A 16,665-nucleotide genomic window follows, 5' to 3' on the forward strand; every position below is an offset into this window, starting at 1 on the left:
CACCGGCGGCGATCTGCCCCACCACGACCAGCTCGCGGGCGGCCATCGGCAGGTTGGTCGTCTCGAGCTCGCTGTCGATCTCCAGGAGGGAGCGGCCGCGGGCGGTGAGGCGCACGGAGCGCGAAAGGCCAGCGCCACGCTCGATCAAGCCCTCGTGCTCAAGGGTCTCGAGGTGGTGGTGGACGGCGGAGGGGGCGGCGAGGCCGACCAGGTCGGCGATCTCTCGCACGGTCGGCGGCGTGCCTGAACGGCGGATCCCCTCGGCGATCGCCTGGAGGATCCTCGTCTTGCGGTCCTGATCATGTCGGGTCATAGGGGTATTAGAACGCCTGTTCGGAACCGTGTCAAGTGGGTGGCACGGGTGCAGGTTTACTCCTCGGATTCATCGAGCAGCCGAGCTCGCGTAATCGCATCCTCACCGTACTTCCGGCGCATGGTGTCGGCGGCAGCGGTGATGGTGCGTTCGCGTGCCTGCGCTGCACCGTCAAAGAGGGCGAGCTGCTCCTCTTCACCAAGATCCGAGGTTGAGACCCCGATGAGTCGATAGGCGCTGCCGCGCGCCGTCTTCTCAAGCAGCGCGCGCGCCGCTTCGAAAATTAGGCCAGAGAGATCTGATGGCTGCGCAAGCTTCACCTGCCGCGTGATGGTTTGAAACTCTGCATCTTTCAGTTTGAGTGTCACGGAACGCGCGAGCAGCCCCTCGCAGCGCAGTGAGTATGCGACCGACTCGACGAGCCCAAGGAGTAACGTCTCCAGCGCCTCTGGATCGGCGATGTCGTCGTCGAGCGTCATCTCACGACCGAGCGACTTACGTTCGCCACCGTCGTCAACTGGTGTGTCGTCAATGCCACGCGCCAGCAGTTTTAGGTCGGACCCGCGATCACCGAAGCGGCGCAGCAGATGATCGTCGGGCGCGTTGGCAAGATCGCCACATGTAGTAATTTCCAACTCGCGCAAGACTCCTTGCGCGACAGGGCCAATGCCGGGGATCACGCCAACATTTCGCGGTGCGAGCCACGCCGCTTCGCTGCCTGGCGCAACAATGGTCAGGCCGTTCGGCTTCTCTGCACCTGCAGCAATCTTTGCCACGAGCTTGCTTGACGCGCCACCAACGCTAATCGTTAAACCCGTGGCTGATTTCACTGCGGCGCGAATGCCGCGGCCAGCATCTTCCAGTGAACCATGCAGCTGCTCGGTCCCATTGAGATCGAGATACGCCTCGTCGACAGAGACCTGCTCAACGACAGGGCTCCATCCGCCGAGCACCTCCATCACTTCGCGCGAGACATCGCTATATCGGTCGTGGCGCGGCGGAATGAGAATGAGGTCTGGGCAACGCGCACGCGCGACGTGCACCGATGTTGCGGCACGAACACCGAACGCACGCGCCTCATACGAAGCGGCGCAAATCACGCCACGAGATCCCTCGCCGTAGCCAACAGCAACGGGTTTGCCGGCGAGCGACGGATTGTCACGGATCTCGACCGACGCGAAGAACGCGTCAAGGTCGACGTGCAGAACGCGACGGGCCGTGATCAGCCCTTCGGCTCGACGACGACCGTCACCTCGGCGACGAGGTGTGCCGCAACCTTGATCTGCACCTTGTACGAGCCGAGCTGCTTAAGCGGCTCGTCGAGCATTACCTGGTGCTTCTCAACGCTGATGCCGCGGCGATCGAGCGCTTCTGCAATCTCTTTGTTGGTGATGGAGCCGAAAAGCTTGCCGCCCTCGCCAACCTTGACGCCCATGGTGAGGGTGGTGGAGCTGATGCGCTGCGCGAAGCCTTCGGCCTCGCCGCGCTGGCGGTCCTGCTTTGCAGCGCGCGAGACGATCCCTGCAGCAACCTGGGATGCGGCCCCGCCGATGGCTGGGATCGCCAGCCCATTGGCGAAGAGGAAGTTTTTGGCGTACCCCCCGGCGACCTCTTTCAGGTCCCCGGCATTGCCGAGCTTGGGCACATTGGCGGTCAAGATCACCTTCATCGGTTGGGCTCCTTCTTTTGTGGCTGGGAGGGCTGGGCGCCCCCCGTTGGAGCACGATTCTCGCACAGGTCCCCCCCTTGACACAGAACGGATGTTCTATGACACTACGAACAGATGTTCTAACGCAGACCCCCATGAGGGGAGGAGGTTCAGGATGGCAATGCAACCGATCAGCCCAGTCTCGGTGGCCGTGACGGCGCACTGGCGCACCGGCGCCCCAACCGCGGTCGCCTTCGAGGGGATCAGCCGCAAGGTGACCCAGGTCTTGGCCCTGCGCCGTGAGTACGGCGTCTTCAGCGCCAGCGACGGCCCTCGCACCCTCTGGGAGATTGAGACCGAAGATGCCTCCCTCGTGTTGAGCTTCTCGCGCCGCACCGGCGCCTGGTCTATTCAGGCGTTCGACGATGCATGGGCGACCCTACCGTTCGCTTCCGGGATCCCCGAGATGGAGCCGATGCTCGTTCACGCATAGCCCCTGCCATAATGGGCGGCATGAAGAAGCAGTCACGCACTAGGGCCTCGTCACCGACGGAACACGCCCTCGGTCCAGTCCTCACCGGCCTTGTCAGCCGAGCTCGCGGTGTTCTTCACGCGCTAGAGATCACCCTTGATATCGCCCTTGCTGGAGTGTTGGTGGTCGCCATCGCACTGATCGGTGCCGATACGGTTGGGCTCGTCGCTGAGGGCATCCGTGCCGGCGGCATCGACGCCGCACTCCTAATCCTCGACCGCGTACTTCTGGTCTTCATCATTGCCGAGTTGCTCTATACGTTGCGACTCTCGCTTGCGCGAACTCAACTCATCCTCGAGCCCTTCCTGATCATCGGTCTCGTGGCAGTGGTGCGACGAGTCCTGGTCGTTACCGCGCAGGCCGAACGGCTGTTGAGCGCCGGTGGCAACATTGAACCAATCCTTTGGGAACTCGGCGCCCTTGCGGGTCTAATCATTTCCCTAGCAGTCGCACTCTCCCTTGCCCGCAAGGATGGCCGCGAGTCGCGCGACTTACAGGCCGATTAACCAGCGCCTTGCCCCGCTGCTGCGCGGCTCTCGCGATACGATGCGCAAATGAAATCAATCGCACAACACACCCTCACTGATTTTCTTGCAGCACTCGCTGCGCCAACACCAGCGCCTGGTGGTGGGGCAGCCGCAGCAGTGAGTGGCGCAACCGCAGCCGCCCTTGTGGAGATGGTCGCCGGGCTCTCACTGAAAAAGAGCCCCGAGAGCGCCGACGCCGCACTGCAGCAACGCACCGTTGCGCAGATGGCAACTCTTCGCAGCGAGCTGCTCACACTCGCTGACGACGATGCAACCGCGTATGACGCGTTCATACAGGCGATGCGACTTCCGAAAGTGGAAGAGGGCGAGCGCGAAGTGCGTGGTCGCGCAATGTCCGCAGCGGCCGAGCGTGCTGCAGATGTTCCTCTGCACACGCTTCGCGCGATCACCTCTGTTGCAGAGGCTGCGCGTCTTCTTACCGGTCGGAGCTTGATAAGTGCTGCGAGCGACCTTGAAGTTGCGCTGCGATTTTCACGCGCTGCGGGCTTGAGCGCCGCCGAAAATATTGAGGTGAATCTTCCATTCATTGACAGCCCAGAGACGCGTGCGACGCTCGCGAATCGAACTGCTGCGTCTATTGCCGCACTTGAGCGCAGCACACAGTCGTAGCGCACGATGACGCAACGCCTCGCCGCACAGCCATTTGCAAAGCAGATCACCGCGCGCGCCACTGTGATTGCAGCACGCGCCATCGCCAACGCGCAAGGGAGTGTGCCCGAGATTGCTGTGGTGATTGCAACGAGCGAGCCAGACTCGCTGCTCTACGTCAAGCGACTGTTGAAGCAGGTCAGCGCGACCGGGCTAGTTGGCCGCCGTGTGGAACTTGGCGCGACTGCGACCGAAGCCGAGATCTTCGCCACTTTGACCTTGCTCTCTGCCGACCAGAACGTTGCGGGGATCATTCTGCAATCACCGCTTCCGGGCGGCGTTTCGCGAGAGATCGTTGCGGCGGCTATTGCGCCAGGGAAAGATATTGACGGCATCACCCTCGTAAATGCCGAACGGCTTGCGGATGGCACGCACGACGCGTCACTCCTCCCCGCCACCGCGGCGGCGGTGATGGAGCTACTGCGGGCGTACGAGATCCCGCTACAGGGGCGAGCCGCGGTTGTTGTGGGGCGTAGCGCCATCGTGGGCAGACCCGTGGCGCAACTCCTAGAGGCGGCGGGGGCACACGTTGAGGTCGCCCACTCCAAGACGCCCGATCTCGGTGTGGTCACTCGCACCGCTGCCGTGCTCGTGGTTGCTGCGGGCGTGCGCGGCCTGGTGCGCGGAGAGCAAGTATCGCCAGGCACCGTGGTGATCGATGTCGGCATTCACCCGAGCGGCGAAACGATCGTGGGCGATGTTGATGCCCCCAGTGTTGAGGCGCGGCTTGGTGAAACGGGCGGCTTGAGCCCGGTGCCTGGCGGCGTGGGACCAATGACGAGCGCTATCTTGGCGCTGCACGCAGCTGAGGCCGCCGAGCGTCTCGTGCGCGGGCGAGCGTAGACTCACCGCATGGGATTCCCTTCTGATCTTGAGATTGCACGGAGCATCACACCGAAACCGATTGGCGAGGTGGCGGTTGCGCTTGGCTTCCGCGACGATGAGGTCGAGCCATACGGTCGCTCAAAGGCGAAGCTCTCCATTGAGGGGATCGAGCGTCTAGAGAGGAGCGGCGCACGGGGAAAGTACGTTGTGGTCACCGCGATCAGCCCAACACCGCTTGGCGAAGGGAAGACCACCACCACCGTTGGGCTCGCCCAAGGACTCAACAAGATCGGTCACCGCGCCGCCGTTGCCATTCGACAGCCGAGCCTCGGACCAGTCTTCGGCATCAAGGGCGGCGCCGCGGGCGGCGGATATAGCCAAGTGATTCCGATGGAGGAGTTCAACCTACACCTCACCGGCGACGTGCACGCCATTGGCGCCGCGCACAATCTCGCCGCGGCATTCCTCGACAATCACCTGCATCATGGCAACGCGCTCAACATTGACTTGCGCAGCATCACCTGGCCACGCGTCGTTGACATTAGCGATCGCGCGATCCGTAAGACGATCATCGGCCTCGGTGGTCGCGAGAATGGCGTCGTACGTGAATCTGAAACCGTCATCACGGTTGCCAGTGAGGTGATGGCAGTGCTCGCACTCGCATCAGATCTTGCCGACCTTCGCGCGCGGCTCGGCCGCATTGTGGTCGCCGAAACCGTTGATGGCAAACCCGTCACGACCGAAGACTTGAAAGTTGCTGGCTCCATGGCGGCACTCTTACGTGATGCAATCAAGCCAAACCTGCTGCAAACACTTGAAGGCGGCCCTGCGTTTGTGCACGCTGGTCCATTCGCAAACATTGCGCACGGGAATAATTCCATCATCGCCGACCGCGCTGCCCTCGCAACCAACGACATCGTTGTCACGGAGGCAGGATTCGGTGCTGACATGGGTGCTGAGAAGTTTTTCGATATTAAGTGTCGTGCCTCTGGCCTCGCTCCAGATGCGGCGGTGATTGTGGCAACCGTTCGCGCGCTCAAGATGCACGGCGGCGTTGGTAAGATTGTTGCCGGTAAGCCGCTCGATCCAGCGTTAGGTGTTGAGAACGTCGCGGCGGTTACCGCTGGCGCACAGAACCTTGTAAAGCAGATCGAGAACGTGCGTGCCTTCGGCATTCCAGTGGTTGTCGCTGTGAATGCCTTCCCAACCGATACTGCCGCCGAGCACGAGGCAATTTGCAGCGTCGCCCTCGCTGCAGGGGCTCGCGCCGCGGTTGTGACCACGCACTTTACCGACGGCGGCGCTGGCGCAGCCACGTTGGCTGAAGCGGTGTGGGCTGCCGCGAGCTCAGGCGAGGCGAAGTTCGCGCCGATCTACGCCGACGACATGCCGCTCGCGCAGAAGATTGAGACAATCGCCACGCGCATTTACGGTGCTGACGGCGTCGACATTGCGCCCGCTGCGGCGAAGCGGCTCGCGCGCCTGGAGGAGCTCGGCTACGGGCACCTGCCGATCTGCATGGCGAAGACGCAGTACTCGCTCTCCCATGACGCGAGTAAGCTCGGTCGCCCAACAGGGTTCCGGGTTCCCGTGAAGGCGGTCACCCTGGCCGCCGGTGCCGGCTTCATCACCGCCGTGTGCGGCGATATGCGCCTGATGCCAGGCCTCAACAAGTCTCCCGGCGGCGAGCGCATTGACCTCGATCTAGAGCACGGCGGGGAGATCGTCGGCCTCTTCTAGGTGCCGCCCTACGGTGCGGTGGAGAGCATCTGCATGGTCTCAATTTCACCCTGCTGCGCAGTGATGATTGCCGCGGTGAGCTCTTTTATCTCGGTGCTGATGCCGCCGTCCTTGGCAGTAACCGCCATGGCGATTGCGCCTCGATGATGGAACGTCATCGCGGCGATCCACGCGCTATCAAAGGCTGATCCTGTTAAAGAGGCAATATTGAGGAGCTCCTGCTCGCTAAGCATTCCCTCCATTCCCGAACCATGCCCCATTGAGGCATGACTATTCAACGGCTGCATCCACCTCGGGGTGAGCAGAGGATGTTGGGCTGAGCGCCAAATCCGCGAGCATTACAGCCTGCTGATGATGCGGGATCATCATTTGGGCAAACACGACGTCACTGTCGTTAAATGCAGCATTTGCCGCAGAGCATGCAGCGACGAATGTGAGCGCAGAGAGCACCAGTGCAAATCGAGCCTTCATGTTTTTCACCCCCTAAATCCTGCCTGCGGCGATCGCGATGACGGCCGCCGTCAGGAGGCCAATTGCGATGCCAAGAGCACCGGCCCCCCATGCAGCAAGGTTGATGGCGCCCAGCGGGGCGTCTTCGGCCTCGCCGTGTGAACCGTGCCCAGGAGTCGCATGATCGCTCATGCGGCGTAGTATCCCAGACGATGAGAATTGACATCGGTGACGGGTTCGAGCTGGTCGGCGTGGAGAGTGCCGACGAGTTGCTGCTCGTGCCGCCGTGCGCCAACGCGAGCGCGGACCACGCCACCTGCACCTGGTGGGAGGACGCCGACCGTGGCAGCAAGGCGGCAGTACGCGGCGGTGCAGAACCGAACCCTGCGGCGCGAGCCAGCACACCGGCTGGTGGGAAGAGCGCCCTCGCCGCCTTCCTCGGCACCGATGTAGAGCAGGCGCCAGCATTTAATCCATTTGCGCCAGAGCCGCCAACGCGCGAAGAGGCGCTGCGTGATGCCGCCGCTGCGCCCGGACAGCCACCGAAGTTGCGCCTACTCACGCGACAACTCCCAGTAAGTGGGCCGATGGGTTGGATTCTTCTCGCGAAAGGTGAGCCAGTTGCCTACTGCCAAGCGGGACCTCTTTCGGCCTTCCCGCGCGCACAACGCTTGCGCGATCGCTACCCCGATCTCCCCGACAGCCCGCCGCCAGCGATCATCACCTGCATTTCGGTCGTGCCAGCGGCGCGCGGCAGCGCGCTCGGTAGTGCGCTGGTCGCCGGTGTGCTCGCTCGACTCGGCACCGCCGGTTTCGCCGCCGCTGAGGCGTATCCTGAAGAACCAGAGGATGTGGCTGATCCAGAACAAACGTCGGCCGCCACGCAGCGCTTCTGGGAGCGTCTCGGCTTCACCGTTGCAGCGACGGGCCCCGATGGTCGCTGGCCCGTCATGCGCCGTACGCTTGACTAATGACCACCACCAACGCGAACTTCGAAATCGTCGCGAACATCAGCGAAGGGCGTAACTCTGCAATCTTGCAGCAGGTTGCCGCGGCAATCCGAGCGGTTTCAGGAGTGACGTTGCGCGATGTGCACACCGATGCCGATCACGATCGGAGCGTGTTTACCTATGTGGCAGCTGGTGGCGTTGAAATAGTGGCGGCAACTCTTGCCCTTGCGCGCGTCGCCGTTGCAACTATCGATCTCACCAGTCCGCAGAAATCAGGAGCTAGTCGCGGTGTGCACCCACGCATCGGTTCGCTCGACGTGGTGCCAGTTGTGCCGATCTCACCAGAGGCAACACTCGAGCAGGCCGCCGAGATCGCCCGCGTGGCTGGCGCCGCGCTCGCCACAGCGCTCAGCCTCCCCGTGCATCTCTACGGCGCTGCAGCGCGCAACGAAGATCGGCGCTCCCTCCCAACGTTGCGGCGCGGTGGGTTCGAGCAGCTCGCAGCGCACCAAGCGGCGGAGGGTGGCGCACCTGACTTCGGCCCACTCACGCCGCACCCAACCGCAGGCGCAACGGCCGTTGGGGCGCGCACGCTGATGGCCGCGTGGAACATTGCGCTCGCTGGTGCCAACGCCGAAACGCTTCTACAAGTTTCAAAAGAGATCGCGCGAGAGATTCGTGGCACAACCCCCGGTGGCGTGCGCGGGCTGCAGGCACTCGGCTTCCCACTTGCAAGCAAGGGGATCGCGCAAGTGTCGATGAACCTCCACGACCTTCTAGAAGCTACCGATTGCGGCGATACGTTGCATGCGATCCGTGAGCGCATTCGCGCGGCAGCAAGTAGTCGCGGCGTTCAGATTGGTGAGACAGAGGTTGTCGGGCTACTCCCTAAACGTGCGCTAGTTGCCGGCGGCAACCCAGCGACGCTGCAGATCAGCGGTGGCTGGGAGCGCGTCGTTTTAGAGCGTTAGGAGCGCAAGAGCGAAGATCGCGATCGCTACAGCTGGAAGCAGACAGCCAGAACGTTTCGCTGGCCCACCACCTGACGATTGCGGTGCACCATCGTCGTCGGTAATCGCCGCAAAAAGGATGAGCTCGTCGGCCGAGGTGCCGTTGTGATTGAAGTCGAACGCTCCTCCGTCGCTGTCCCCATCGCCGGCGCCATCTCCATCAAAATCGCCGTCACTCATGCTTGCCACCGCCAAAAGGGTTCATCGGTGATTGGTACCAGAGCATCGCGCGAAGCTTGCTCTCCTCTTCTTTCTTGTGTTGGCACCTCTCTGAGCAGGCGACACCGCTGGGAGGTAGTGGATCGAGGAAAGTTCGAATTTCGTACGTTGGCTCGTCGGGGGCGATGTCGCGCTTGCAGGCGATACAGCGAAGCTCACTCATAGTGGGAGTAGAGCAGTTGACTGTGCCAACAGTCTGACGTGGGAATCAGCCGAGACCGAGCGTTCCACTGGCCGCTGCCTCAGTGCCGCCGAGCCCTTCAACACGAGCCTCGATGATGACGGTCGTCGTCTCTTCAGGGAGGGCCGAGATGGTGATGGCGAGCTTCTGCTGTGCGGGTGGCGGCGTCGCCAAGCCTTGCTCCTTGCAGAACGCCTTGATCGCCTCAGCGGCCTTACTGGCGTCATCGACCATGGACATTGGGATGACGATTTTCGGCTCCATCTGGCTGATGAGGCGCGACGCGGCTTGCGGGGAGAGCTCGCCGCCCACGGGGACGAGCACAATGTCGCAACCTGGCAGCTCGCCGATCTGCTCGGCGGTGAGCCCGTCGGCGTAATCACCGAGGTGCACGACGTGCATGCCGTCAAGTTCGGCAGAGAAGACGGTGTTATGGCGTGCCGCTGGGCCTCGATGCTCGTCGCGGTAGCTGCGGATGCCGGTGATGAGCACCGACTTCACCTCGTACTCGCCCGGCCCCTCAAGGATCACGGCGCTGTCGAGGCTCGTGGCGATGGGGGTGCGGTTGTCACGCGGGGCGAGGCGCCCCTTCACGCGGGAGAGCGGGGCGTCGTCGGGATGGCTCAGGGTCACGATGTCGGCGCTCATGCCGCGCCCGGTTGGCCCCACGATTGAGGTGTAGGGGTCGTAGGCGATGGTCGCTTCACGGCTGCGGATGCGAACACAGGTGCGACCGTAATAGGTGAGTTCCATGCCCCCATTCTCCCACGCGCCGCGGCACGCTGTCGCATCGAGATGGTGAGAGGGGGAGGTATGCCAGGAGGGTCGATGCCCGTCGGCCCTCCTGGCGTGGAGGTCGGATCACGGGAGGGAGGTCCAGTGAGCCGAAACTCATCATCCGCCCGCTAGGTGAATCTGCAAGGTGGGATCGGGTAAAGAGTTCGCAATGAATCCCCGCGCTGGGGCACCGACATACCAGGGTTGGGCTACATCTCCTCGGGGGTGGAGATGCCAAGGAGGCGGAGCGAGGCCGAGAGGCTCGCCGCCGCCGCCGCCACGAGGCGTAGTCGGCCCGCCGAGCGCTCCGGCGCCGCTATGTCGACCACCTTCGCATCGCGGTAGAAGGCAGAGAAGGCGGTTGCAAGTTCCGTCGCGTACGTCGTTACCCCTTGCGTCTCATGGTGCGTGGCGGAATCCTCAACTATCTCAGGGAGGCGCACGATCGCGCGTGCCAATTTCGCCTCTGGCGAGGTGTGGTCGTCAAGCAGGCTGCCAATTACGTTCGCAGGAGCGAGTGATTCAGCGGACGCCTTGCGCAGAATGGAGCACATACGCGCATGTGCGTACTGCGCGTAAAAGACAGGGTTATCGCTGCTCTTCGCCTTCGCCGCCTCAATATCAAAGTCAATCGCCGTTGTTGCGCTCCGCGATGCAAAGTACCAACGGGCAGCATCAACCCCGATCTCTTCGAGAAGCTCATCAAGCGTAATGAATGTGCCGGCGCGTTTCGACATGCTCATCTCTACGCCATCGCGAACGAATCGCACCCAGGCCACAAGGAGCATCTCAACTGACTCTTTGTTGAACCCAAGCGCTTCTCCGGCGTTACGCAGTCGTGCAACGGTGCCATGATGATCCTGACCCCAGACGTAGATCAAGCGATCATGTCCACGCGAGAACTTCTCCACGATGTAGCCAAGGTCGGAACCGAAATAGGTATACGCGCCACTCGACTTACGAATCACGCGATCTTTGTCGTCGCCGAATGCGGTGCTCTTGAACCAGAGTGCACCTTCGCGCTCTTCGAGCCAGTTTCCGCCACGCAGTTTGTCAATCGCACGGTCAACGAACCCTTCGGTGTAGAGCGAGCCTTCAGAGCGCCAGACATCAAACTCAACACCAAGCACCGCCAGCGATGATTCAATGCCGGCGCGAATGCGCTCCGATGCCCATCGCCCAATCATCGCGATCTCGTCATCGGCGATCGTGCCGTCATATCCTTCCGACTCAATATCGCCACTGCGCTTCGGTGCTGCAGCGGCACGCTTCACCACGTCGGGTGGAATAGCCACTGCGAGCTCTCTAACGTAGTCGCCCTTGTAGCCATTCTCCGCAACAGCGACACCATCGCGCAAGGCTATGACGCTTTCGCCGAGCCGGCGAACCTGCTCGCCGAAGTCATTGAAGTAGTACTCGCGGGTCACACTTTGACCAGCCGCTTCAAGGACGCGTGAAAGCAAATCACCGACGAATGCGCCGCGTGCATTACCGATAGTGAGCGGACCCGTGGGATTTGCGGAGACGAACTCAATGTTGACGCGGTACGCTGGCGTCCCCGCCGCAACGGCAAGATGGCCCCATGCGAGCGGCGCATGAACGATTGCATCGAGATGATCTGCGAGAAGCCCGGCGCGGAGCCGCAAGTTCAAGAAGCCAGGCCCCGCAACTTCAGCGTGTGCGATCGGGCCAAGAGCACCACCGCCGCCGTGCATTCGCTCCGACGCTTCAGCGGTGAGCTCCGCAGCAATCGCCGCGGCAATCTGTGCCGGAGCGCGCTTTAGCACCTTGCTCCCCTTCATCGCGATGTTGGAGGCGTAGTCGCCGTGATCGCGATTCCCAGGGATCTCGACCTCGATTCCAGCAACTAGTGCGTCGAGTGCGGCGGCGTCGTCAGGGGCGGGAAGGGCGCCGCTCGCTACGGCACGCCGGAGGGCGCGTGCCACTGCATCGCGCACGGTATGGCGGAGCGGGAGCCCGAGCAGGGGGTCACGCGGCAACGCGGCGGAACGAGAAGTTGGTGCAGACGGAGCGCTCATGGCTGAATCGTAGCCGCGAACTCTGGCACGATGGCGCCATGACATCTAAGACGGCTCCAGCAGGCACCCCACCAACACGCCCACCTGAGGGGGCGGTACTCGCGGCACCAGTCACCCGTGGGCAGATCGCGCGGGTTGGACTGCTTCTCTTCGTCACCTTCTTGGTGGGCGCCCTGTTGTTGCGCATGCAGGCGGACCGCATTCGGCCGCTCGACCTGCCACTTCCAGCCGGCTGGTCGGCGGTGAGCGCCGACACCGTGTTGGCGGGAATCTCGCCGCAGAGCGCGGTCCGCGCAGCTCGTTCGGCCAATGCACCTGTCGGCGCAACGCCGCGAGTGCGCCTGATCACGCTGAGTAGTGGCGGCACCGATGCGCCGGGCCTCACGGGAACCTTCTGGCTCATCGTGACGGATGACATTCGCCCCTCGATGGAGATTCCCGCGGGTGATGCGATGGATGTGATCCGAGCGTACGTGCTGATAGATCAGGCTGGTCGCGTCGCGCTTGCAGTAGAGCGCGGGTTTGCGAATACCGATCCAACGCTCCCGCCGGACTGATCGGCGCTAACTAGATCTCGAAGCGATCCCCTTCGCGCACCGCAACAATCTCGCCAGAAAACTCTGTCGCCGCGGCGCGAACGGCTTCCGCTGGATCAACCTCGGCGCCAAAGTGTGTGAGTACAAGTTTTGTCACCCCTGCCGCCGCCGCCGCTTTTCCTGCACCGTACGCGGTGATGTGCGTATCGCCCTCTCGCCACTCTGCCGCACCACCAGTAGCCTCACAGAGCAGTGTGTCGCGGGATCGCAAAATCGCCGCAAGGTCCTCCCAGTGCGAGACGTCGCCAGAGTAGGTCAGCCCAGGCTGATCACCTACAGCAACACGCATCGCGTATGACTCACTCGTGTGGCGCACACGCGCGCTACGCACCGTGAGATTACCCACGGAGAATGCACGTCCGCCGCCGCGTGGTGGCAGTGCCGCGTCACTTCGCCACGTTGAGAAGGCAAAGGGCTGCAACGAGTCATGCGCGCCGGCAGCCTGCTCTTCTGGGGTTCGATCATCGAGCAGCGCTGCAAGTCGTTGCGCTAGGCCACTCGGGCTAATCACAGAGACACTTCGCGCATCGCTCCCCATCTTGTTGCCGTGCACGAGCGCATGTCGCAGCGCTGCAAGGTCAACCCAGTGATCGGGATGCAAGTGTGAGATTGCAACTGCGCTGATCTGCGGCAGTGCGCTAATGCCTATGTGTGCTGCGAGTGGCGCGTAGGTGCCGTGACCGAGATCAAGTAGCAGCGTTGTCGAACCATGCTGTATCAGATACCCCGATGCGCGCGAGCCATTGTGGGTGCGATACGCACTAGCTGAGCCGAGCACGGTCAGCGCTAGCGAGTTGGAATCGACCACTGTTCCCCTGCGGACCTCCAGCGCTTCGTTGCGAGTTCCTCAAAACCTGCATCGAGAAGTAGCTGACGTGCGCTATCAAAGTTCATCGCGAACCAATCGGGTTGATGGGCGTCAGAGCCGGTCACGATGTACTCACCGCCAAGTTCGCGATACCGATGCACCGCTTGCGGCAGCGGATATGGGATGCCAGTTCGCTGTCGCCACCCTGACGTATTGATCTCCAACGCGGTGCCCGTTTCAATCAGCGCCTTCAGTACCGGTTCATATAGGTCAGGCGCCGCCTCGAAAGCCGGCGTGTCAATATGTGGGTACACGTACTTCCGCACGTAGTCCATGTGGCCCACGATGTCGAAGAGGCCGCTCTCGATGCCCGCCTGCACCTCGGCGAAGTAGGGTGCCGTCTCGTGTACGTCGTGCCCCGCCCAGTTCGCCGCAAGCGAACGCTTGAACGGCGAGTCAACCCCGGGGTGCACGCTGCAAATGGTCAGGTCGTACTGGTGGGTGCGCAGGTGCTCGCGAATCTCCGCCTCGTACTGCCGCTCGTAGGAGATTTCAACGCCGAGAAGGATTTCGAGGCGATCGCCGAATTCCCGCCGCAGCGCCTCGACCGTCTCGACGCGCTTCTGGTGAGGGGCCAGGGTGGCCCCCACCTCACGCGGGTCAAAGTCGAGGTGGTCCGTCAGGGCGATGCGCCGCATCCCCAGTGCGATTGCCAGGGCGGGGTAGACGTCGAGCGGCACCTCTGAGTCGGGAGAGAGGAGGGTGTGCAGGTGCACGTCGAGGGGAAGCTCAAATGCCCCCGCGAGGGCAAGGTCGGGCCGGCGGTCACGGTCGCCGATCCGACGAAGCGGGGCGGGGCTCACTGCTCGTTCAGCCAGGCCCGGGCGGATGCCCCCCGCAGCCCACGGATCAGCAGGAGGGCCAGGGCGATCGGGGGGAAGCCGGGGAGCCAGTTCCCCACGGTCAGTGCAATCAGGGGCCCGGCGGGGATCAACATCGTGCTCAGTCCGAGGGCGAATCCCCGTCCCGCCTCCTTTCGCTGCCAGACGAGTGTGATCGTGAAGATGCACGCGGCGATCAGGGCCATCCAGACCACTCCCTGCAGGGTGACGGGGGCGGCGGTCGCCTGCTCCACGATCTTGCCGAGGGTGAGGCCTAGCCCCGCTAGCAGGAGGAGGGCGTACGTGAGGAAGGCGGCGACGGCAATCGGCATGCGCTCAGGATGCCATGGGCGCCATTTATGCACCCGAGGCCATCAATAACTGCCCCCCACGCTCTGGCACGCGTCCAGGGAGTCGCGCGATGGGGGTGGTACCCCCGACGGGATTCGAACCCGTGATCTCCACCTTGAAAGGGTGGCGTCCTAGGCCTCTAGACGACAGGGGCGCGCGGAACGCAGCGTAGCACCGCTCTTGCGGCGCCGCCCCTACGAGGCGAGCTTACCGAGGATGTCTGATGCGCCGAGGGCGATTCCGGCGGCGATGGCAAACCCGCCAGCGAGCAGGGCGGCGAGCATCGCCCGGCCGTCGCGAGCGCTACGAATCGCGCGAATCATGCTGATTGTGAGCATCAGTGACGCGAAGGCGCACGAGAGACCCACCACGAAGGTGCCCACCGAAAGTTCGCCGACCTGGTCGGAGTTACGGATCGTGGCGACCCAGGCGAGGTAGAGGAGCGAGACGCCTACCGCCACAACAACGGCAACGAAGGTGCCGAGCGATACAACGCCACTCAGGCGGCTGCGCAGTTTGGCTGGTGCACTCATCGCGGCAGACTCCACATAGCCCTAGGGTACGACCTTCTTGACGATTGTGGCGCGTGTTGGTGAGTCAGCCACAGCGGCAGGGTCAGTCGGGTCGCCTTCTGGCCCGCACCCAGCGGCAAGTAGTGCGGCGACGAGGGTGACGGGAAGGGCGCGGCACCAAGGCGCGGCGGGCTCAGGTACGATCAGAGTGACCATGGAAATTAACGGCATCCGAATCCCCACAATCATCGTTGAGAATAGTGCCACGCGCTGTGATAGTTGCTCGGCGCAGATTCAGGGGACGCCATTCCGCATCAGCGTGCTTGACACCACCGCAACAGAGGTCGCTCCCTCTTTTGGTGAACCGTCGCCGATCAATCCTGGGCCATTCCAGTTTTGCACCGACCCGGCCTGTCCGCCGCGCTGGATGGCGACGCGCGGCTGGCTCCGCTGCAGTCGCAGTAGTGTGCGCGAGGTCATGCGTCCGATCCGGCTGCCACATGGCGCTGGCGCTGAGTTTGGGCTGTGTGATGGGCTGCATCACGACGCTCACGAGTTCCTACCGGCGTAGGCCGGAGCCCGCGTGACAACGCTCCTCCCAGCACTGACGGCGCTCTTCGCACTCCTCTTTGCGGCACTCCTCTTCGATCAGTATCGAACGCGTCGCGGCGCGTATCAGTTGGCGTGGGGTATTGGCGCGCTTGCCTTCTCAATTGCCGCTGGCGCTGAAGCGGTCGCCGCCGCAATCGGCTGGAGTGAACCGATCTATCGCGTGTGGTACCTCTTCGGTGCGGTCTGGACCGCAGGCTGGCTTGGCGCTGGCACCATTCTGTTGCTGGCAAAAACTCGTTTCGGGTACTGGTATGCGCTCTGCCTTGCCCTCTCTGGTCTTTTTACGATTCTGGTGGCACGTCGATTAGAAGACCCATCAGCGGGACCAACTGCGCTCGTATATGCGCTCACCGCATGGGGCGGGGCGATTGCCATCGGCTGGCTCTCGTACATGGGCGACGTGCGGTGGGCACGAGTTGCAATCACACTAACTGCTTTGTTGAGTGTTTTTGCCGTGCCACTTGTGGTGATTGCCGAGCTCCCCGCGCCAGGGTGGGCAACAGACCCAGCGACCGGCGCGCCGATCGCACTCTTACTCCCGCCAGCACTTCGCCTGTTGACGCCAATCTTAAATGTGAGCGGTGGATTGGCGCTGCTCACTGGCGCCCTCTTCTCGGTCTACGTGTTCATGCCGAAGCGCCGTGTGCTCCCCTATTCAAGTGATCCAGATCAGCGTGGTGATGAGCTGCTCTTCAATCTTGCGATCGCACCGGTGGCGCTTACCGTGAACTTTGTGCGCAGCGTTCCCGATGCCTGGCGTGCCTGGCGCGATGGCAGCCTCAATCGTCGTGTTCCGGCGACGGCGCTCATCGCCCTGGGTGCCTTCGTGCCGAGCCTCACCGATACGTTGAATCGAGCCGGCTCCACCGAGGGCTACCAGGTGGGGAAGCTGATCGGAGCGCTCCTTCTCCTCTGCGGATTCCTGGCGAGCGTTGAAGCGAAGAGTGAGGTGCGACTGCCGCTCCTTGGTCGACCCGTGAGAGCGTTGCTTGGACGGGTTCGCCGCGAGGGGTGACTGGTATCCT

At 63.0% G+C, this 16,665-nt stretch carries 24 protein-coding genes and 1 tRNA gene; 10 read left to right on the forward strand and 15 right to left on the reverse strand.

Annotation, left to right across the window (positions count from 1 at the left end; genetic code table 11):
* The 3 genes from AC3LCN_RS01315 to rplI all read right to left on the reverse strand — a co-directional run.
* On the reverse strand, positions 1 to 313 hold a 313-nt coding region (locus AC3LCN_RS01315), incomplete at its 3' end, for a LexA family protein (protein ID WP_488648288.1).
* Positions 314 to 369: 56 nt separating this feature from the next.
* Positions 370 to 1,539 carry a DNA polymerase IV gene (gene dinB, locus AC3LCN_RS01320; RefSeq protein WP_488648399.1) on the reverse strand — a complete coding sequence of 390 codons (1,170 nt, stop codon included), beginning with the start codon at positions 1,537 to 1,539 and terminating at the stop codon, positions 370 to 372.
* Complete coding sequence (gene rplI, locus AC3LCN_RS01325; RefSeq protein WP_488648289.1) at positions 1,536 to 1,982, reverse strand: 50S ribosomal protein L9; 447 nt, start codon at positions 1,980 to 1,982, stop codon at positions 1,536 to 1,538. The genes dinB and rplI overlap by 4 nt, the downstream gene beginning before the upstream one ends.
* 154 nt (positions 1,983 to 2,136) lie before the next feature.
* Between rplI and AC3LCN_RS01330 the strand changes: the two genes are divergently transcribed.
* Genes AC3LCN_RS01330 through AC3LCN_RS01350 form a run of 5 tightly spaced genes read left to right on the forward strand, consistent with a single transcriptional unit; the run spans position 2,137 to position 6,254 of the window.
* Positions 2,137 to 2,454, forward strand: coding sequence for a hypothetical protein (locus tag AC3LCN_RS01330; protein WP_488648290.1), 318 nt, complete (start codon positions 2,137 to 2,139; stop codon positions 2,452 to 2,454).
* Positions 2,455 to 2,474: 20 nt separating this feature from the next.
* Complete coding sequence (locus AC3LCN_RS01335) at positions 2,475 to 2,999, forward strand: phosphate-starvation-inducible PsiE family protein (RefSeq protein ID WP_488648291.1); 525 nt, start codon at positions 2,475 to 2,477, stop codon at positions 2,997 to 2,999.
* Positions 3,000 to 3,047: 48 nt separating this feature from the next.
* Positions 3,048 to 3,650 carry a cyclodeaminase/cyclohydrolase family protein gene (locus AC3LCN_RS01340; RefSeq protein ID WP_488648292.1) on the forward strand — a complete coding sequence of 201 codons (603 nt, stop codon included), beginning with the start codon at positions 3,048 to 3,050 and terminating at the stop codon, positions 3,648 to 3,650.
* A 6-nt stretch (positions 3,651 to 3,656) separates the two neighbouring features.
* The gene (locus AC3LCN_RS01345) at positions 3,657 to 4,532 is read left to right on the forward strand and encodes a tetrahydrofolate dehydrogenase/cyclohydrolase catalytic domain-containing protein (RefSeq protein WP_488648293.1); all 876 of its coding nucleotides are present in this window, start codon (positions 3,657 to 3,659) and stop codon (positions 4,530 to 4,532) included.
* A gap of 9 nt (positions 4,533 to 4,541) precedes the next feature.
* Positions 4,542 to 6,254 (forward strand): formate--tetrahydrofolate ligase, encoded by a 1,713-nt coding sequence (locus tag AC3LCN_RS01350; RefSeq protein WP_488648294.1) that lies wholly within the window; start codon positions 4,542 to 4,544, stop codon positions 6,252 to 6,254.
* A gap of 8 nt (positions 6,255 to 6,262) precedes the next feature.
* Here AC3LCN_RS01350 and AC3LCN_RS01355 read toward each other — a convergent pair whose 3' ends face one another.
* From AC3LCN_RS01355 to AC3LCN_RS01365, 3 genes are read right to left on the reverse strand one after another with little or no spacing between them, the layout of a single operon-like run.
* Positions 6,263 to 6,541 carry a DUF305 domain-containing protein gene (locus AC3LCN_RS01355; protein ID WP_488648295.1) on the reverse strand — a complete coding sequence of 93 codons (279 nt, stop codon included), beginning with the start codon at positions 6,539 to 6,541 and terminating at the stop codon, positions 6,263 to 6,265.
* Entirely contained in the window at positions 6,525 to 6,725 is a 201-nt protein-coding gene (locus tag AC3LCN_RS01360; protein ID WP_488648296.1) for a DUF305 domain-containing protein, read from the reverse strand. Before AC3LCN_RS01360 ends, AC3LCN_RS01355 begins: the two co-directional genes overlap by 17 nt.
* A gap of 12 nt (positions 6,726 to 6,737) precedes the next feature.
* Complete coding sequence (locus AC3LCN_RS01365) at positions 6,738 to 6,896, reverse strand: hypothetical protein (RefSeq protein ID WP_488648297.1); 159 nt, start codon at positions 6,894 to 6,896, stop codon at positions 6,738 to 6,740.
* 20 nt (positions 6,897 to 6,916) lie between these two features.
* On the opposite strand from AC3LCN_RS01365, the gene AC3LCN_RS01370 reads away from it, so the two are divergent.
* Both AC3LCN_RS01370 and AC3LCN_RS01375 read left to right on the forward strand, forming a co-directional pair.
* Complete coding sequence (locus AC3LCN_RS01370) at positions 6,917 to 7,675, forward strand: GNAT family N-acetyltransferase (protein ID WP_488648298.1); 759 nt, start codon at positions 6,917 to 6,919, stop codon at positions 7,673 to 7,675.
* Complete coding sequence (locus tag AC3LCN_RS01375; protein WP_488648299.1) at positions 7,675 to 8,625, forward strand: glutamate formimidoyltransferase; 951 nt, start codon at positions 7,675 to 7,677, stop codon at positions 8,623 to 8,625. Before AC3LCN_RS01370 ends, AC3LCN_RS01375 begins: the two co-directional genes overlap by 1 nt.
* Here AC3LCN_RS01375 and AC3LCN_RS01380 read toward each other — a convergent pair.
* The 3 genes from AC3LCN_RS01380 to argS form a co-directional block, all read right to left on the reverse strand.
* Positions 8,614 to 8,844, reverse strand: a complete 231-nt coding sequence (locus AC3LCN_RS01380; RefSeq protein ID WP_488648300.1) for a hypothetical protein — start codon at positions 8,842 to 8,844, stop codon at positions 8,614 to 8,616. The genes AC3LCN_RS01375 and AC3LCN_RS01380 overlap by 12 nt on opposite strands.
* 247 nt (positions 8,845 to 9,091) lie before the next feature.
* Complete coding sequence (locus tag AC3LCN_RS01385) at positions 9,092 to 9,817, reverse strand: MBL fold metallo-hydrolase (protein WP_488648301.1); 726 nt, start codon at positions 9,815 to 9,817, stop codon at positions 9,092 to 9,094.
* A 233-nt stretch (positions 9,818 to 10,050) separates the two neighbouring features.
* Positions 10,051 to 11,880, reverse strand: coding sequence for an arginine--tRNA ligase (gene argS / locus AC3LCN_RS01390; protein ID WP_488648302.1), 1,830 nt, complete (start codon positions 11,878 to 11,880; stop codon positions 10,051 to 10,053).
* 38 nt (positions 11,881 to 11,918) lie between these two features.
* Between argS and AC3LCN_RS01395 the strand changes: the two genes are divergently transcribed.
* Positions 11,919 to 12,437 carry a hypothetical protein gene (locus AC3LCN_RS01395; protein WP_488648303.1) on the forward strand — a complete coding sequence of 173 codons (519 nt, stop codon included), beginning with the start codon at positions 11,919 to 11,921 and terminating at the stop codon, positions 12,435 to 12,437.
* A 10-nt stretch (positions 12,438 to 12,447) separates the two neighbouring features.
* On the opposite strand, the gene AC3LCN_RS01400 is transcribed toward AC3LCN_RS01395, so the two are convergent.
* The 6 genes from AC3LCN_RS01400 to AC3LCN_RS01425 form a co-directional block, all read right to left on the reverse strand.
* The gene (locus AC3LCN_RS01400; RefSeq protein ID WP_488648304.1) at positions 12,448 to 13,284 is read right to left on the reverse strand and encodes an MBL fold metallo-hydrolase; all 837 of its coding nucleotides are present in this window, start codon (positions 13,282 to 13,284) and stop codon (positions 12,448 to 12,450) included.
* A complete protein-coding gene (locus AC3LCN_RS01405) occupies positions 13,263 to 14,147 on the reverse strand; it encodes a histidinol-phosphatase HisJ family protein (RefSeq protein ID WP_488648305.1) in 885 nt (294 codons plus the stop codon). The genes AC3LCN_RS01400 and AC3LCN_RS01405 overlap by 22 nt, the downstream gene beginning before the upstream one ends.
* Positions 14,144 to 14,497 (reverse strand): hypothetical protein, encoded by a 354-nt coding sequence (locus AC3LCN_RS01410; protein WP_488648306.1) that lies wholly within the window; start codon positions 14,495 to 14,497, stop codon positions 14,144 to 14,146. Before AC3LCN_RS01410 ends, AC3LCN_RS01405 begins: the two co-directional genes overlap by 4 nt.
* A gap of 96 nt (positions 14,498 to 14,593) precedes the next feature.
* Positions 14,594 to 14,670: transfer RNA gene (locus AC3LCN_RS01415), tRNA-Glu, on the reverse strand.
* Positions 14,671 to 14,710: 40 nt separating this feature from the next.
* Positions 14,711 to 15,049 carry a hypothetical protein gene (locus AC3LCN_RS01420; RefSeq protein ID WP_488648307.1) on the reverse strand — a complete coding sequence of 113 codons (339 nt, stop codon included), beginning with the start codon at positions 15,047 to 15,049 and terminating at the stop codon, positions 14,711 to 14,713.
* A 21-nt stretch (positions 15,050 to 15,070) separates the two neighbouring features.
* Entirely contained in the window at positions 15,071 to 15,244 is a 174-nt protein-coding gene (locus AC3LCN_RS01425) for a hypothetical protein (RefSeq protein ID WP_488648308.1), read from the reverse strand.
* Between AC3LCN_RS01425 and AC3LCN_RS01430 the strand changes: the two genes are divergently transcribed.
* The gene (locus AC3LCN_RS01430) at positions 15,243 to 15,599 is read left to right on the forward strand and encodes a hypothetical protein (RefSeq protein ID WP_488648309.1); all 357 of its coding nucleotides are present in this window, start codon (positions 15,243 to 15,245) and stop codon (positions 15,597 to 15,599) included. The two genes, AC3LCN_RS01425 and AC3LCN_RS01430, sit on opposite strands and share 2 nt — an antisense overlap.
* 12 nt (positions 15,600 to 15,611) lie before the next feature.
* Entirely contained in the window at positions 15,612 to 16,655 is a 1,044-nt protein-coding gene (locus AC3LCN_RS01435; RefSeq protein WP_488648310.1) for a hypothetical protein, read from the forward strand.
* Positions 16,656 to 16,665 lie beyond the last annotated feature (10 nt).

Origin of the sequence: Candidatus Limnocylindrus sp. (assembly GCF_040397215.1) — a bacterium.
GTDB lineage: Bacteria > Chloroflexota > Limnocylindria > Limnocylindrales > Limnocylindraceae > Limnocylindrus.